General features: G+C 65.2%; 13 protein-coding genes. 8 read left to right on the top strand and 5 right to left on the bottom strand.

The genetic code is table 11. The features are described from left to right. The first annotated feature begins 35 nt into the window (after positions 1 to 35). The 4 genes from VGL01_RS19440 (at position 36) to VGL01_RS19425 (ending at position 4,409) form a co-directional block, all read left to right on the top strand. Entirely contained in the window at positions 36 to 602 is a 567-nt protein-coding gene (locus tag VGL01_RS19440; RefSeq protein WP_331572211.1) for a plasmid mobilization protein, read from the top strand. A 265-nt stretch (positions 603 to 867) separates the two neighbouring features. After that, positions 868 to 1,548: a PspA/IM30 family protein gene (locus tag VGL01_RS19435; protein ID WP_173258159.1), complete on the top strand. Its 681-nt coding sequence runs from the start codon at positions 868 to 870 to the stop codon at positions 1,546 to 1,548. Positions 1,549 to 1,690: 142 nt separating this feature from the next. Next, positions 1,691 to 2,851, top strand: a complete 1,161-nt coding sequence (locus tag VGL01_RS19430; protein ID WP_331572209.1) for a tetratricopeptide repeat protein — start codon at positions 1,691 to 1,693, stop codon at positions 2,849 to 2,851. Between the two features lie 76 nt (positions 2,852 to 2,927). Continuing rightward, complete coding sequence (locus VGL01_RS19425) at positions 2,928 to 4,409, top strand: NAD(P)/FAD-dependent oxidoreductase (protein ID WP_331572207.1); 1,482 nt, start codon at positions 2,928 to 2,930, stop codon at positions 4,407 to 4,409. An 11-nt stretch (positions 4,410 to 4,420) separates the two neighbouring features. On the opposite strand, the gene VGL01_RS19420 is transcribed toward VGL01_RS19425, so the two are convergent. After that, positions 4,421 to 6,073 carry a methyl-accepting chemotaxis protein gene (locus tag VGL01_RS19420; RefSeq protein ID WP_331572205.1) on the bottom strand — a complete coding sequence of 551 codons (1,653 nt, stop codon included), beginning with the start codon at positions 6,071 to 6,073 and terminating at the stop codon, positions 4,421 to 4,423. Positions 6,074 to 6,465: 392 nt separating this feature from the next. Between VGL01_RS19420 and VGL01_RS19415 the strand changes: the two genes are divergently transcribed. Together VGL01_RS19415 and mscL are read left to right on the top strand one after the other, a co-directional pair. After that, positions 6,466 to 7,872, top strand: a complete 1,407-nt coding sequence (locus VGL01_RS19415) for a methyl-accepting chemotaxis protein (RefSeq protein WP_331572203.1) — start codon at positions 6,466 to 6,468, stop codon at positions 7,870 to 7,872. 143 nt (positions 7,873 to 8,015) lie between these two features. After that, positions 8,016 to 8,462 carry a large conductance mechanosensitive channel protein MscL gene (gene mscL / locus VGL01_RS19410; protein WP_331572201.1) on the top strand — a complete coding sequence of 149 codons (447 nt, stop codon included), beginning with the start codon at positions 8,016 to 8,018 and terminating at the stop codon, positions 8,460 to 8,462. Positions 8,463 to 8,530: 68 nt separating this feature from the next. Here mscL and VGL01_RS19405 read toward each other — a convergent pair whose 3' ends face one another. Both VGL01_RS19405 and VGL01_RS19400 read right to left on the bottom strand, forming a co-directional pair. After that, a complete protein-coding gene (locus VGL01_RS19405; RefSeq protein ID WP_331572199.1) occupies positions 8,531 to 10,522 on the bottom strand; it encodes a hybrid sensor histidine kinase/response regulator in 1,992 nt (663 codons plus the stop codon). 44 nt (positions 10,523 to 10,566) lie between these two features. After that, positions 10,567 to 12,171: a sensor histidine kinase gene (locus tag VGL01_RS19400; RefSeq protein WP_331572197.1), complete on the bottom strand. Its 1,605-nt coding sequence runs from the start codon at positions 12,169 to 12,171 to the stop codon at positions 10,567 to 10,569. A gap of 384 nt (positions 12,172 to 12,555) precedes the next feature. On the opposite strand from VGL01_RS19400, the gene VGL01_RS19395 reads away from it, so the two are divergent. After that, complete coding sequence (locus tag VGL01_RS19395; protein WP_331572195.1) at positions 12,556 to 13,038, top strand: hypothetical protein; 483 nt, start codon at positions 12,556 to 12,558, stop codon at positions 13,036 to 13,038. Positions 13,039 to 13,073: 35 nt separating this feature from the next. On the opposite strand, the gene VGL01_RS19390 is transcribed toward VGL01_RS19395, so the two are convergent. Beyond that, a complete protein-coding gene (locus VGL01_RS19390) occupies positions 13,074 to 13,961 on the bottom strand; it encodes an NAD(P)-dependent oxidoreductase (RefSeq protein WP_331572192.1) in 888 nt (295 codons plus the stop codon). A gap of 182 nt (positions 13,962 to 14,143) precedes the next feature. On the opposite strand from VGL01_RS19390, the gene VGL01_RS19385 reads away from it, so the two are divergent. Further along, a complete protein-coding gene (locus tag VGL01_RS19385; protein WP_173258142.1) occupies positions 14,144 to 14,353 on the top strand; it encodes a dodecin in 210 nt (69 codons plus the stop codon). Between the two features lie 76 nt (positions 14,354 to 14,429). Here the strand turns inward: VGL01_RS19385 and VGL01_RS19380 are convergent, their stop codons facing one another. Next, on the bottom strand, positions 14,430 to 15,518 hold the full coding sequence (locus tag VGL01_RS19380; protein WP_331572190.1) for a BMP family ABC transporter substrate-binding protein: 1,089 nt from the start codon (positions 15,516 to 15,518) through the stop codon (positions 14,430 to 14,432). Positions 15,519 to 15,528 lie beyond the last annotated feature (10 nt).

The following is a 15,528-nucleotide window of genomic DNA, read 5'->3' as shown; positions in this document are numbered from 1 at the left end:
CGGCCTTACCGTCTCCTTACGCCAGCGAGCCGACCATGAATCACCGCAGCGAACGTATCGCCGTCTTCGTGACACCGGCGCAAAAGCGCGCCCTGGCGACCAAGGCGCACAGCCTTGGTATCAGCATCAGCGAACTCGTGCGCCGCGCCGTGCTCGCTTTCGAGGAAACGGCCGACGACGTGCGTGCGGCACGGATCGTGGACAGTTGGAGAGCGCCGGCCGCCCCCGATTCGCTCAACGAGACGCTGCGGCGCATCGCCGATGCGGCGCCCGCTCGGGAATCGACCACTCAGCATCGAATATCGCCGTGCGAGCCGCCCGCCGAAACGCCAGCCGCGTCCGAGGCCATGGGGGCCGGCGGAGAACGGGACGAGGCCGCCGCCGTACGGCCTGGGGCCATACCCGTTGCGGCGGCCGTCGCGCAAGCGCTTGCCTGCGAGCCGGTCGAGGAGGCCCGTATGCAAGACAGCGAACCGCCTCCCGCGCTCGATCTCGAAACGGTCACGCGTCTGACGTCGCGCTGGTCCGAAACATCCGCCGACGACCCGGCCGACAGCCCCTCGCGCCCCCCACGCAAGCGCTTCACGCCGCGTCTTGCCTGAGTCGCGCGCGCCCCGCCGCGGCCCGCTGCAAGCCGTATTTTCGCGCCGCATTTAAGCGGGAGTTAACGATCCCTTGTTGTAATATCCGCCAGCGGACGAGGGTTCGGACGGCACGCGGCACCTGCGCGCTCTTGCAAAGCCGCCGCGCGCCCCGATATCCGCTGCGTACGCTTGCCGCCGCGGCCCGGCAACGCGGCGTAAAGTAGAGGATGAACCGGACACCCGCAATCTTTCGTTCGGCGCCGAGTCAACTGAGGAGAACTACATGTCGCTATTCGACACTATTTCGCGCACCGTCAAGGGGCTCTTGAATGACGCGGCTGAATCCGTACAGGATCCGTCGCGCGATGCGCGTCAAATCGTGCGCGAGCTCGACGACAGCATCGCCAAAGCCGAGAATTCGCTGATCGAAATCGAAGCGCAGGTCGCCACGCAGCAAAGCAAGCGCGATGCGGCCGCCGAAAAGGCCCGCAAGTACGAAGACGGCGCAAAACGCGCGCTGCAATCGGGCAACGAAGACCTTGCGCGCGAAGCGCTGGCGGCGCAGGCCACCGCGGAAGCCGAGCGCGATGCGCTCGCACGCGAGCTCGCCACGCTGGAGCCCTCGGTCGAGCAATTGAAGAGCCAGATTGCCGACATGCGCGGGCGCCGCAACGATCTGAACTCGCGTTCGAACATCCTGCAGGCGAAGCAGCAGATCGCCCAGGCCAAGGACACCGCCGCGACGGCATTGGGCGGCATTGGCGGCAAGAACCTGTCCGAGGACTTCAACAAGCTCGAAGAGAAAGTCGCGCTCTCTAATGCGCGCTCGGATGCACGCCTCAATTCGGCGGACGTCTCGAGCGGCAAGGCTCTCGAGGACAAACTCGCGGCGCTCGACAAAGGCCCGTCGGTCGACGAGCGGCTGGCCGCGTTGAAGAAGCAGTTGAACGCGCCGGCGCAATAAAAACGCGCGGTGCTCAGGACCGATACGGCAAAACAGCAGTGGCAAACGGGCCGCCGTCGCACGCGCTTCGCTGCAATGGCGCCCGTCGCATCGGTATCGGACCCATGGCATGGAGACGGGCGCAATGCGCCCGGTTGAGCTCATGAAGAAATTTGTCGCAGTCGTGGCAGCGGTACTTGCACTGACCGCGAGTGCCGCATTCGCCGCCGTACCGAGCGCGCAGCAAGTCGAGCGCGCGATGGCGCAAGGCAACTGGCAGCAGGCCGACACCGAGCTCACGCAGGTTCTGCAAGCCCATCCGAACAATGCGCACGCTCACTATCTGTACGGACAAGTGCTCGCCCGCGAGGGCCGCTACGCCGACGGGCTCGCACAGATCGAGCAGGCCAAAACACTCGATCCGCAACTGAAGTTCACGGACCCGGCACGCTTCGCGCAAGTCGAGGCACGCGTGCGCGCGGCTGCAAACCGTGCCAACACGACGATTCCGCCATCCGCACCCGCGCAACACGCGGCGGCCAACGCGTTCGCACCGGCGCAAGCGGTACCGGGCGCCCTCGCCCACCGCGGACCGTCGATGGGCATGTGGATCGGCATCGTACTGCTCGTCGTCGTGATCGCGCTCGTGCTGCGCTGGACGTTGCGCCGCGCGCGCACGACCGAAGACGGTCGCGCCGACGAAGAGCGTCGCGCGCAATTGAAGCGTGCCACCGAACTCCTCAACGCGGCACGCTCGTTGAAGCTCGATACGCGGCTTTCAGCCACGCCGGGGCACGAGGCGCTTGCAAGCGAAGTCGAAGGTGCCGAAACCCAATTGCGCGAGCTCGTCGAGACGCTCTCGAGCGGTAGCAATCCCGTCCCGGGCTATCGGCTCGACGAGCTCGATCGTCAGCTCGAAAGCTTGAAAGCGCGCGCCGAAGGCAGGCCCGATCCGCATGCCACGCCGGCCGCCGGCGCACCGGCGTCCCCGTATGCGCAGGAGGCCGAGCGCCTTCAGCAACAGGCGCCGCAGCAGCCGGTGCAGCAACAGCCGACCGTCGTCGTCCAGCAAGGCGGCGGCTTCGGCGGCGGAATGGGCGGCTTGCTGACGGGCGTGCTGCTTGGCGAAGCACTGTCGCATGGGCGCGACCGTGTGATCGAACGCGATGTCTATGTCGACGATGACGAAGCGCGCCGTCGCGCAGCCGGGGGCGACAATGGCGGTGTCGACTTCGGTCAGGGCTCGAACGACTGGAACGACGGTGGTGGCGGCGTGGATTATGGCAGCAACGATTCGGGCGGCGGCGACTGGAACGACAGTTGAGCGTGCGCATCGCACTCCGCCCGCTGTATTCGACAGAGGCTCCCCGCGTGGGAGCCTCTCTCGTTGGGCACTGACGATGCCGGCCGCACGGCCCGCGAGCACGCCTCGCATCGCAATCGTCGGCAGCGGTTTTGCCGGTATCGGCATGGCCATCCGCTTGCAACGCATGGGCATCGCCTCGTTCGTGATCTACGAGGCAGCCCACGATGTCGGCGGCACCTGGCGGGACAATGTCTATCCCGGCGCTGCGTGCGACATCCCCTCGCATCTCTATTCGTTTTCGTTCGAGCCCAATCCATACTGGACCCGCACGTTTGCTTCGCAGTCCGAAATTCTCGCGTATTTGCAGCGCTGTGCCGAGAAGTACGGCCTCCGGCCATCCATCCGCTTCGGCGCGCGCGTGAGCGCGGCCCGCTTCGACACCGCCACGCGCGTCTGGCAGCTCGACATCGTGCGCGGCGGCTCGCGCGAGCGCGTCGAAGCCGATATCGTCATCGCGGCCAACGGTGCACTGTCGCGGCCGGCGCTACCGGCCATCCCGGGCATCGAGCGCTTCGCGGGCAAGCTCTTTCACTCGGCGGCGTGGGACCATGACTATGCGCTCGAAGGAAAAACGGTTGCCGTGATCGGGACGGGTGCGAGCGCGATACAGTTCGTGCCGCGCATCCAGCCGCGCGTTGCGCAGCTTCACCTGTTTCAGCGCACGCCGCCATGGATCATGCCCCGACCGGATCGGCCGATCAGCGAGCGCGCACAGCGGCTCTTTCGGCGTTTACCGTTGTCGCAACGTCTGTTGCGCCATGCACTTTATTGGCAGCATGAAGCCCGGGCCGTCGCGTTCGTCTTCCATCCGCGGTTGATGAAGGGGCCCACGGCATTCAGCCTCGCCTATCTGGCGCGACGGGTCCCCGACGCCCATTTGCGCGAGAAGCTGACACCGGACTACCGGTTCGGCTGCAAGCGCGTCCTGCTTTCGAGCGATTACTACCCGGCGCTCGCGCAGCCGAACGTCGAACTCGTGACGAACGCCATCGGCGAGATCGTCACGGACGGCATCGTCACGACGGACGGCAAGCATCGCGCGCTCGACGCGATCGTCTGCGCAACGGGCTTTCAGGTCAACGATGTGGGAGCGCCCTTCACGGTCATCGGCGCGAACGGGGCCGATCTCGATGCGCGTTGGCGCCGAGACGGCCCCGAAGCCTATCTCGGCACGAGCGTGGCCGGCTTTCCGAATTTTTTCATGATCGTCGGCCCCAATACGGGGCTCGGCCACAACTCGATGGTTTATATGATCGAGTCGCAGATCGACTACATCGCCGATTGTCTGCGCACGCTCGCTCGCCGCGGCGCCCGAACGATGACGGTGACGGACGCCGCGCAGCGCGCGTTCAACGAGCGGCTGCAGGACACGCTGCGCCGTTCGGTCTGGCAGACCGGATGCCGCAGCTGGTATCTGAGCGCCAGCGGAAAAAATACCGCGCTGTGGCCGGGCTTCTCGTTCGTTTTCAAACACCGCACGCGCCGCGTGCGGGTCCGCGATTACAGGTTCGCCTAACCCGCTGCGTGTCAGACCGGCAATGCGGCAGCCGTGGCAGGCTCGCGCCGTGCGTGTGATGCCGGCGCATGAGCGACGGCCGCGCGCGCATTCCCCGTGGCGGCAGCGCCCGCATGCGCGTCGACACGAAACGCCGCAACGGCAGCTTCGAGTTGTGCCGCTTGCTCTTCGAGCGACGCCGCCGCGGCGGCGGCTTCTTCGACGAGTGCCGCGTTTTGCTGCGTCACCGTGTCCATCTGCATGACAGCCTGGCCGATCTGATCGATGCCGTTGGATTGCTCGACCGAAGCCGTGCTGATCTTGCCGATGATATCGGTCACGCGCTGCACGGCGCCCACGACTTCCTGCATCGTCGTCCCGGCGCGCGCAACGAGCGTCGTGCCCGCCTGCACCTTGTCGGCCGACTGCGCGATCAACGCCTTGATCTCCTTGGCGGCGCTCGCGCTGCGCTGCGCGAGAGAGCGCACTTCCCCGGCCACCACGGCGAAGCCCCGGCCCTGCTCGCCCGCGCGTGCCGCCTCGACGGCCGCGTTGAGCGCGAGAATGTTGGTCTGGAAAGCGATGCCCTCGATCACGCCGCTGATGTCGCCGATCTGATTCGAACTCGATGCGATGTCTTCCATCGTCCGCACGACATCGCTGACGACCTCGCCGCCGCGCGTCGCCGTGAGCGATGCCTCGTCGGCGAGCGCATTGGCTTCGCGCGCATGATCCGCGTTCTGTCTGACCGTCGCGGTCAGCTCTTCCATGTTCGAGGCCGTCTGCTGCAGCGAAGACGCCTGCTCTTCGGTGCGCTGCGAGAGGTCGGCATTGCCTGATGCGATCTCGCGCGCGCCGTGCATGATGGCCTCCGAGCCGCTGCGCACCCGGCCCACGGTCGAGGCCAACGCGGTCTGCATCTGCTTGAGCGCAGTCACGAGACGCCCCATTTCGTTGTTGCGGCTCGTATCGATCGCACCGGTCAGGTCGCCCGAGGCAATCCGCTCGAAGTGACGAATGACGCTGTCGATCGGCCGCACGACCGCCGCGACGAGCGCCGTACGCGCGATGATGCCGATGACGAAGGCAACGAACGCCATTGCGGCGGCCGCAAGCGCCAGCGTGTGGAACGCCTGCTGCGCGCGATCGTAGCGCGCCTGCTGATGCCGGACCTGCAACGCTTCGAGCGCCGTGATCGCGGCATCGTAGCGCGCGTAGAGCTGATTGGCTGTGCGTCCCTGGATATTGCGGAATGCGTTGAAATCGTTGTCCGTCAATGCCTTGAACTCGGGCTCGATGCCCTGGTCGATGAGCGCCTTGCGGGCCTCGCCGACATTGTTCGCCAGCGTGGTTTCTTTGGCGTCGCGCGGTTTGCGCAGATACTCGGTCCATTCCGTGTCGCTCTGCTTGAGCACGTCATGCGCTTTCGGCAGCATGTCGTCCGAGGCCTCGCCCATCGCAAACAGCGTCTCGTAGCTGGCCAGCGCCAGCCGCAGTTGCAGCATGCGCTCGGAACTCGTTTTCAGATGCGTGAGCGCAGCCGTATCGGTCGCATACATCTGGCGAAGCGCATCGTTGCTTTGATTGAGCCCAAGCATCGCCACTACCATCGTTGCAATGAGGGCGAGTGTGTAACCCGCGATGGTGAGCGTCAGCCCGCCGCGTATCGTCAAGCGATTGAACATGATATCGGCATGCGCGCCGCAAAAGGAACGCGCACGGTTTCTCCCGTAATGTGTGACGCACGCACGAATGGGCTCTCTGACGGAGCGTGGGAACTAGCCCGGGGCTGCTGCGAGGGGTCTCATCGGGCGCGTCGTGCGTGCAAAGCCGCCGCTCAATCTAAAGACTTGTTCGCGCACGCGCAATGGCGGAAATTCACTACTCCGCAAACCTCAAGTCGGAACGCTGTCGCGCCGTAAACACATGGGTCGAGCATGCGGCGGCCGTGTCGTTCGCGACGCCCTCGATGCACTCGCGCGTAAGGCCTGCGTAAGCCAGATTCGATAGAACTGATTCGCACCGGCGTTGGCCGGGAAGAAAAACGACCGGAGCCGAGCTCCGTCAGGAGACCTTCATGATGCGCTTCGTCAAGCGCCGGCCCCGCTTTGCGCACTCGCTCGTCGGCGATATCGCCGAGCACGCGGGCAAGCTCGGCGTCGAAATCTGCGATGTATCCGGCCACGTCGAAGAGGTCGCCAACCGCGTCGCGACTCAGGCGCACGTGTGCCGGCAGTTGCGCGAATCCGCCGCCGTGACGATGGCCGGCAACCACCGTATCGCCGAAGCGGCGCGCCAGGTGCGTGTCGTCAGCGCCGAAGCCTCGCAAGCCGTCGACGAATCGCGTATCACGCTCGACGCATCGCTCGAGGATATTCATGGGCTCGTGCGTGGCGTGACGGGCATCGCCACGCAGATCGACGCGTTGCGCGACGCGCTCGCTCATGTCAGCAGCGTATCCGAAGAGATTTCGCTCATCGCCCGGCAAACGCATCTGCTCGCGATCAACGCCGCGATCGAAGCGGCGCGCGCGGGCGAATCGGGCAAGAGCTTCGCCGTCGTAGCCGCCGAGGTCAAAAACCTCTCGAGCAAGACGGCTCAAGCGACATCGCAGATCGAAGCCACACTCGCGCGCCTGACCTCACAGACGGAGCAATTGATTGCCGACGGCACGGAGAACACCGCTCGCGCCAATCGCGTGAAGGACGGTACGCGCGCGATCGGCGAAATCGTCGCATCCACCGGCAATGCCGTGACGAAACTGCACGGCGAAGCCGAAGAGATCGCGACGCTCACGACCGAAATCGAAACGCAGTGCCATACGCTCGAACAGGCGGTGGCCGCCATCGCGAACGACGTCGAGCAATCGGGCGAGAACTTCCTTCAAGCGAAAGACCGCCTTTCCAACCTCGTCAGCGTCTCGGAGACGCTGATCGAACTGACCGCCGCAACGGGCGTCGAGACACCCGATACGCGTTTCATCGAGGCCGTGCAGCGCACCGCCGCGGCGATCGGCAAGGCGTTCGAGGCCGCCATCGCGCGCGGCGATATCCGGCTCGATGACCTCTTCGACGCCAACTATGTCCCGATCCCCGGCTCCGATCCGCAGCAGTTCATGACGCGCTTCACGCAATTCACCGACCGGGTGTTGCCGGCGTTCCAGGAGCCGCTGCTCGCGCTCGACGAGCGGGTCGCGTTTTGCGCGGCCGTCGACGTCCGAGGCTACCTGCCGACGCATAACAGGAAGTTTTCCGAGCCGCAGCGTCCCGGCGAGCCCGCCTGGAACGCCGCGCACTGTCGCAATCGCAGGATTTTCAACGACCGAACGGGACTCGCTTGCGCCACGCATACGAAACCGTTCCTGCTGCAGACCTACCGCCGCGACATGGGCGGCGGCCAGTTCGTGACGATGAAAGACGCATCGGCACCGATCTTCGTCGCAGCACGGCATTGGGGCGGACTGCGCCTCGCCTATCGGATCTGAGCAAGCACGGCGAGATCGACGCGACGGCTGAAGACGCGCCGCGCACCGAACGAAAAAACGCGCGCTCGGCGCACCCGTTCGCTATCATGGCCGCGGGTGCCAACATTCATTGCCGCGCGCCCTTCACAAGGAGGGAAGAAAACATGAGCATCGTGAAGGAATTCAAGGAATTCGCCGTCAAGGGCAACGTGATGGATCTCGCGATCGGCGTCATCATCGGGGGCGCCTTCTCGACGATCGTCAATTCGATCGTCAAGGATCTGATCATGCCGCTCGTGGGCGTGGCAACGGGTGGGCTCGATTTCTCGAACAAGTTCATTCGCCTGGGCGACATCCCTCCCTCGTTCAAGGGCAACCCCGATTCGTTCAAGGATCTGCAGACGGCAGGCGTCGCCGTGTTCGGTTATGGCTCGTTCATCACCGTGGTCATCAACTTCCTGATCCTGGCGGTCATCGTCTTCGGAATGGTGAAGTTCATCAACAAGCTGCGCGAGCTCGAAGCCGCCGAGCCCGCCGCGCCGGCGGAGCCGCCGCCCCCGTCCGAAGACATCATACTGCTGCGCGAGATACGCGATTCGCTCAAGCGCTGAGCGACCGAGCGCTCAGCGGCCGATCTCGGGGGACGCGCGCAGAACGTCTTGCGCAGTCGGGCGTCGCCTCACGCCGCCGCTGCGCGCGCGCCGCCACCGCCGGCTTTTTCCGCCGCGGTGCGCTGGATGAGCTCTTCAAGTTGAGCGAAATTGACGGGCTTCGTGAGGTGCGAAGTGAACCCGGCCGCCAGGCAGCGCCGCACATCCTCGTCCGTGCCAAAGCCCGTCAGCGCGACGGCCGGGACTTGCGAGCGCTGGCGGAATGCGCCGATGAAATCGATCCCCGTGCCATCGGGCAAGCCGATGTCGCTGACGATGAGGTCGAACGAAGCCCCCTGCGATGCGGACAGCGCGCTTGCCACTGAGGACGCGACCGTCACCTCATGGCCGAGCCCGCGCATCAGCTGCGCCATGACTTCGGCCGTATCGGCGTGATCCTCGACGAGCAGTATCGCCAACCGCTCGTCGGCGCCGCCCGCGGCGGCGTCGGTCACCTCGGGCGCCGCCGCGGGCGCGGCAACGGTCGGTAGAGCAATCGCGAAGGTCGCACCGCAATGCGGCCCGGGGCTGTGGGCGCTGACAGTGCCGCCATGGGCGTCGGTCAGCGCCTTGGTGATGGCCAGCCCCAGACCCAACCCGCCGAACTGCTGGGTCATCCGTTGACTGCCCTGTTCAAACGCATTGAAAAGCTTGCCGATCTGATCGGGAGCAATGCCGATTCCCGTGTCCTCGATCGAGATTTCGATCTGCATGCGCGCGTCGCGCGTGCGCACATAGATATGGCCGCCGTCAGGCGTGAACTTCGCCGCGTTACGCACGAGATTCCAGAGCATTTGCTGCAGCCGGGCACGATCCGCCAGCACATAGCGGTTGCTCGCCATTTTCTCGACATTGACGTCGAGCTGCTTGACCTGGATCTCGCTGTGAAAGAGTTCGAGCACACTGTCGATCACTTCGTGTACGTCGACCGCTTCGAGCGAGAGGCGCAATTTTCCGTTGGCAACGCGCGTGAGATCCAGAAGGTCGTCGATGAGCCGCGCCTCCAGTTCGATGTTGCGCCGGATCATCTTGACGGTTGCTTGCGCGGCATCGGGCAGGCCCGGCATCACCTCGAGCACGCGCGTCCCCGCGAGCACCGGGGTCAACGGCGTGCGCAGCTCGTGCGAGAGCATGGCGAGGAAACGATCCTTCGCGCGATTCGCTTCCTCGGCCGTTTGGCGCGCGCTTTGTTCGGCAGCGAGCAAGCGCTCGCGCTCGTCGATCGCCTCGCGCTGCGATTGGATGTCCGTGCAGCTGGCGAACCATTTGGCGATGCCGCCATTCGCGTCGCGCACCGGTGCGATGCGCATGTCGAACCAGCGGTATCTGCCATCGCTGCCCCGAATGCGCAGCTCGTGCCGGTGATCGGCCGCATCGCCGCGGACCGCGTCGAGCCAGTTGCGGCGCAGCGCTTCCCGATCGTCTGGATGCACCGCGTCGAGCCAGCCGAGGCCGCGCGACGCCGCCTCGTCGAGCCCGGTATAGGCGTACCACTGTTTGGAGAAGAAATCGCACTCGCCGCGCGAGTTGCTCGTAAAAACGAGGTGCGGCAAGGTCTCCGAAAGACTCCGGTAATGTGCCTCGCGGTCGCGCAGCAGCAGGGCCTCCGCCGACGCACGCTGCAGGCGAACCTGCGCGAGCACGCGTTCGACGGCTTCCGGCAGATAGTCGAGGTAGCCTTCCGACTTCGGCACCACGTCCGATATGCCGGCGCGCAGCGCCTCGATGACTCGCGATTCGTCGGTGAACCCGGTCACGAGGATGGCAGGCAGCGCGATGCCCTCCCGCCGCAGCCGGCGAAAGAAATCAAGCCCTGTTTCAGCGCACCCGAGTTGATAGTCGAGTACGAGCAGATCGGGCCGGTCGCCCTCGATGCTCGCGCGCGCCGCCACGACGTTCGAACTCGAAAATACGCGACAGCCCGCGCGCTCGAGCGATTTTCGCGCGAGGCGCAAGATGCCCTCGTCGTCGTCGACGACGAGCACGCGGGCAGTTGCCGGGCCAGGCGCGGCGTCGTTCATACGGGTGTTCGCCTCTCGATTGGTTTGTCGTTTTCTTTGACAGATTACGAACGAACTGGTTGTTCCGGCAGTGTCACAAAAAACGTGGACCCCACGCCTTCCTCCGATTCGACCCACGTGCGGCCGCCGTGCCGTTCGGTCACGCGCCGCACGAGCGCGAGCCCGATGCCGTCGCCCTTGGTCCGATCGCCATGCAGCCGCTGGAACGCACTGAACATCTTCGACATATAGGCCTTTGGGATACCGAGCCCGTTGTCACGCACATAATAAGTGCGCATGCGTGTCGCACGCTCGCCGGGCTCGGCGGGCGGCTGCTCGAGCGCACCGATTTCAATGCGGCCCGTTCGCGCCGGGTCCAGATAATTGACGGCGTTACCGATGAGGTTGCCGAAAATCTGCTCGATCGCCGTCGGGTCGCCCCACACCGGGGGCAACTCACCGACCGAGATCACGACACCGCGCTCGCTGATCTGCGCATGCAGCGATTCCACCACACGCGCCACGGCCCGAGCCACACTCACCCGCTGCCACTGATACTCGAGGCGCCCCGCTCGCGAAATGCGCAACAGTGCGTCGATGATCGACGCCGAGCGCGAGACGGCGGTCCGCAAAAAGTGCAATGCCTCGCTCAAATTACCATCCAGCACGTGCGAGATGCGCGCCCGCTCGGGTCCGGGCAAACGCGCGTCGTCCAGCATCCCGCGCAATTCATCGCACGATACCTGCAGCTCCCGCGAAAAGCCCTGCAAATTGACGAGCGGCGAGCGCAAATCGTGCGAGACGCTATAGATGAACATATCGTTGTCCTGCTTTTGCTGGCGCAGATTGTCATTCACCTCCGTCAGTTCCCGCGCGCGCGCCTCCAGCGTGCGCTGCAACGTGGCCTGTTCCTGGTCCGCGGCCGCCAGCCGGGCGCTCGTCCGATGGAGCACGGCGTCGAGTTCCGCCAGCTCGTCGTTACCCGCGAGCGGCGCGCCGAGCGACTGCGCGCGGCCCAACCGCCCGGCGTTGGCAGTCAGCGTGGCCAGCCGGCGGCCGATATTGCCCGCGAAGCCCAGCGCCGCAACAGCCCAAATCAGCATCGAGCCGGCAATCGCGGCCACGAGCGCATGACGCTGCTCGTCGCGCGTGGCGGAAAGCTCGGCGCTGCGCTGCGCATCCAGCCGCGATTCGGCATCGACGAACGCATCGAGTTCGTCGCGAAAAACCCGGATGGGCTCCGGCAGCGGCGAGTCTTCGACCGACGCGAGCCGAATCCGCCGCCCGCTGCGCAGTGCGGCGTAGACTGCGTCGGCCTGCGCGCGATAGGCATTGACCGCTTCGCGCATGCGCCGCACGCGCTCCACCTGAAGCGGATCGTCGCCGACGAACCGCTCGAGTTGCGCCAGCCGATCGCCCAGGTCGACCCAGACCGTGCGACGGTCGATAAACGCGGGGTCGCCTGCGATGAGCCCCGCGCGCACGCGGGACGCCGCGCGCAAGAGCGGATCGGCGATCACCGACGCCTGATAGAGAACCTGCTTACTGTGCGCTGCCCACTGCGCGGCCTGCGACGTCTGCTCCTGAGTCTTCGACAACATGCCGAGCAATGCCAGTTCGACGACGCTCGGCACCGCGATCAGCAGCAGCCCCTTCGTGAACAGTTTCATGTGTCCTTAGCGGCCCTCTCCTGTCTCCTCTTGCTCCGAACCGCGCGCCGCAGATCGATCGTGGCTGCGCCGCGGCACGGCCCTTGCGGCCGAGAGGAACGTGAACCGCCCCATTATCGTCGCAGCCGAACGATATTTCAACGCGCCCGAAGAGGCGCGAGCGTACGCAAAATCGCCATTTTTTCTCAATTCGATGAGCACGCGCACGATACACGGGCCTATTATTGGCATAGATGTCGGGCGAGTGTGGGGACGCGAGTCTCGCACGCTTGCGCCACTGCATACGGGGCACGATTTGCATGAAGCATGCGCCGATCGTGAAGACGCCGTATCCGTATGCTATAAAAGATCGACGTGCGGCGCGCGAGAGCCGGGAGTGGTCGCATGAGGACGCTGTCTTTCTTGCAATTCTTTTTCAGGCGAATGTTTATGTCCTTCCCGAGAAAGCGCCGGCGCGCAAGCGCCCCGAGCGAGGAGTCCTTTCTTGCCGTGTTGCGGCAGTTCAAACCTTTCTGTCAGCTCGACACGAAGATCGCACGCGCACGAGCCCAGGACGAGCCCGTGCTCTATGCTCATGTGCTACCCGGGCTCGATGTCCTGCTTTGCAGCGTCCGCGGCGCGCAACCGCCCTATCCCGCAGTCGACGATTTGCGGCGCCGCTGCATCGAGTCGATCGCAAACGCGCTCGAACAGCCGCTCGACGGTCTCGAGAACGGTGGCTACTGGTATGAAGCCAACGGCTTCGGCTTTCTCGTGTTCGCGAGCCGTGCCCGCGCTCGCATTCTTCCGGAGTTCGGCGCCGCCGTGACGGAGCGCGGCCCGCGCCGCCAGAACGCCGGGGACGCCACCCCGCGATCGCTGCGCTGACAGCGCCGACGCTCGCGGCGCTCGCGCCTCCTGGCTTACGCCCGACGTGGGTGGACCACGTCGATGAACGCCGCGAGATCGGCGTTGGCCAGCCCCATCGCGGCGCCGAGCCGCACGATCTGCTGCACTTCGCTTACCACCGGCATCACGGCACCGGCGTCGCGGGCGGCATCGGCTATCGTGTCGATATCTTTCTGAAAGGTTTTCAACGAACCGAGCGGCGTATGTCCCGTCCCGGTCATGCGCGGCACGAACGTGCGTAGCAGCACCGAATCGGCCCAGCCCCCCGCGAGCGCTTCGGGCAACCGCGCGGCATCGATGCCGCTGCGCTCGGCCAACCCCACGGCTTCGGCAATCGCCGCGACGGTTGCGCAGACGATGGCCTGATTGCACAGCTTCGTCGTCTGCCCGGCTCCGACCTCGCCCATCCGCGTCACGCGTGCCGCATAGGCAGCGATCACGGGCGTCAGTAAATCGATGTCATCCGCCGCGCCTCCCGCCATGACAGCGAGCGTTCCGGCTTCGGCGCCGGGCACGCCGCCGGAGACCGGTGCGTCGATCCAGGCCACGCCGAGCCGGGCTGCGCGGGCCGCATAGTCGCGCGTGGCGGCCGGTGGGATGCTCGAATGGTCGACGATATGCCGGATCCGGCCCGCCCCGGCGTCGGCACAGTCTTCGCCGAGTATGCCGCCGAGACCGAAGACGACTTCGCCGACAGCGTGCGCGTCCGATACGCACAGGAAAACGGCATCCACGCGATCCGTCAGCTCGCGCGGTGTCTCCACACGGTGCGCGCCGGCAGCCAGCAGCGCCTGCGCCTTCCCGGGCGTGCGATTCCAGACCCAGACCCGGTGACCCGCCTGCAACAGGCGACGCACCATCGGGCCTCCCATGAGACCCGCGCCGCAAAATCCGATATCCATCGTTCCCCCTTTTCCCTCCAGAGCCTTGGAACGGACCCTGCGCCTTCGGCCATGGCGGCCGCGTCTCGCGCTTGGCGCATGCCTGCAGCATTTGTTCGCTTGCGCGCTGTCGCCGGATTCAGTCGCATGGCGCGCGTCAGCGCTGCCTATACTTTCTTTTCCCGCCAAGAACGGAGTCTCTCATGAACGACCACGTCTACAAGCAGATCGAGCTCACGGGCTCGTCGACGAAATCGAGCGACGATGCCATCCGTTGCGCCCTTGAACGCGCCACGAAGACCCTGCGCAACCTCGACTGGTTTCAGGTGACCGAGATTCGCGGGCATCTGTCGAATGGCGCCATTGCGCACTGGCAAGTCTCGCTCAAGGTCGGCATGCGTCTGGACGATTGACGCTCGGCTTCAGCGCCCAATACCGCCGGGTCACCCGGGGGCCGCGCGGCAACGGCACGCCCCCCGGTGAGCCTTCTTATTTCGGCAGCGTCCCCTCGACGCCTTCGACATACCAATTGAGCCGCTGCAGTTCGGTGTCGGCAAGCGCCTTGCCCGCCGGGACTTTCACCGCCCCGGACTGATCCTTGATCGGCCCGCTGAAGACGTCCCATTTGCCGCCGGCGATTTCGCCGCGCTTGGCCTCGACTTTCTTTTGCGCCTCGGCCGGAATCGCCGCCGTATTGAGGTCTTCGAGATTGACCGCCTTTTGCGGAATGCCCCACCAGACAGGCTCGTTCTTCCACTTGCCGTCGAGTACCTGCGCAATCGCGGCCGAGTAATAGACACCCCAGTGCGCCACCACCGAACCCAGATGCGCATCGGGTCCGAACTTCTTCATGTCCGAGTCCCAACCGAAGGCATGGACTTTCCGGGCCTCCGCCGTTGCAAGCGTCGCGCTCGAATCCGTGTTTTGCAGCAGCACATCGGCCCCTTGACCGATCAGCGTTTCGGCCGCCTGCTTTTCCTTGCCCGGATCGAACCAGCTGTTGATCCAGATGACCTTCGTATGGATCTTCGGATTCACCGAGCGGGCACCGAGCGTGTAAGCATTGATGTTGCGGACCACTTCCGGAATGGGCACCGAGGCGACGAAGCCGAGCGTATTCGTTTTGGTCACATAGCCGGCGACCACGCCGGCCAGGTAGGCGCCCTGGTACATTCGCACATCATAGGTGCCGAAATTGGGCGCCTTTTTGTAACCGGTGGCGTGGAGAAAGACGGTATCGGGGAAATCTTTCGCGACTTTCAGCTCGAAGTCCTGATAGCCGAAGCTCGTGCCGATGATGATCTTGTTGCCCTTGTTCGCCAGGTCGCGAAAGACGCGTTCGGAATCGGCCGATTCAGGCACGTTCTCGACACGCGTCACTTTGATCTTGCTTCCGAACTTGGCTTCGGCTTCCTTCGAACCTTGATCGTGCGCATAGGTCCATCCCGCGTCGCCCGGATTGCCGAGGTAGACGAACGCCACGCCCGGCGCATCCGCGGCCTGCGCCGTTGTGCCGAAGGCACAGGCCAGCGCGAGCGCGAATGCACCGGCGAGCGTGGTCGACATTTTTCTTCTCATCGAATTTCTC

It is taken from the genome of Trinickia sp., assembly GCF_036503415.1.
In the GTDB taxonomy this organism is placed as follows: Bacteria; Pseudomonadota; Gammaproteobacteria; order Burkholderiales; family Burkholderiaceae; genus Trinickia.
Note: the sequence above shows the minus strand (reverse complement) of the source record. Positions and strands in the feature narration are given on the sequence as shown.

Bases quoted from the DNA above. Each gene is read 5' to 3' on its own strand.
- VGL01_RS19420 (WP_331572205.1), bottom strand. From the start codon at position 6,073: ATGTTCAATCGCTTGACGATACGCGGCGGGCTGACGCTCACCATCGCG.
- VGL01_RS19385 (WP_173258142.1), top strand. From the start codon at position 14,144: ATGAACGACCACGTCTACAAGCAGATCGAGCTCACGGGCTCGTCGACG.
- VGL01_RS19430 (WP_331572209.1), top strand. From the start codon at position 1,691: ATGAAGAAATTTGTCGCAGTCGTGGCAGCGGTACTTGCACTGACCGCG.
- VGL01_RS19380 (WP_331572190.1), bottom strand. From the start codon at position 15,518: ATGAGAAGAAAAATGTCGACCACGCTCGCCGGTGCATTCGCGCTCGCG.
- VGL01_RS19400 (WP_331572197.1), bottom strand. From the start codon at position 12,171: ATGAAACTGTTCACGAAGGGGCTGCTGCTGATCGCGGTGCCGAGCGTC.
- VGL01_RS19415 (WP_331572203.1), top strand. From the start codon at position 6,466: ATGATGCGCTTCGTCAAGCGCCGGCCCCGCTTTGCGCACTCGCTCGTC.
- VGL01_RS19425 (WP_331572207.1), top strand. From the start codon at position 2,928: ATGCCGGCCGCACGGCCCGCGAGCACGCCTCGCATCGCAATCGTCGGC.
- VGL01_RS19440 (WP_331572211.1), top strand. From the start codon at position 36: ATGAATCACCGCAGCGAACGTATCGCCGTCTTCGTGACACCGGCGCAA.
- mscL (WP_331572201.1), top strand. From the start codon at position 8,016: ATGAGCATCGTGAAGGAATTCAAGGAATTCGCCGTCAAGGGCAACGTG.
- VGL01_RS19405 (WP_331572199.1), bottom strand. From the start codon at position 10,522: ATGAACGACGCCGCGCCTGGCCCGGCAACTGCCCGCGTGCTCGTCGTC.
- VGL01_RS19395 (WP_331572195.1), top strand. From the start codon at position 12,556: ATGAGGACGCTGTCTTTCTTGCAATTCTTTTTCAGGCGAATGTTTATG.
- VGL01_RS19435 (WP_173258159.1), top strand. From the start codon at position 868: ATGTCGCTATTCGACACTATTTCGCGCACCGTCAAGGGGCTCTTGAAT.
- VGL01_RS19390 (WP_331572192.1), bottom strand. From the start codon at position 13,961: ATGGATATCGGATTTTGCGGCGCGGGTCTCATGGGAGGCCCGATGGTG.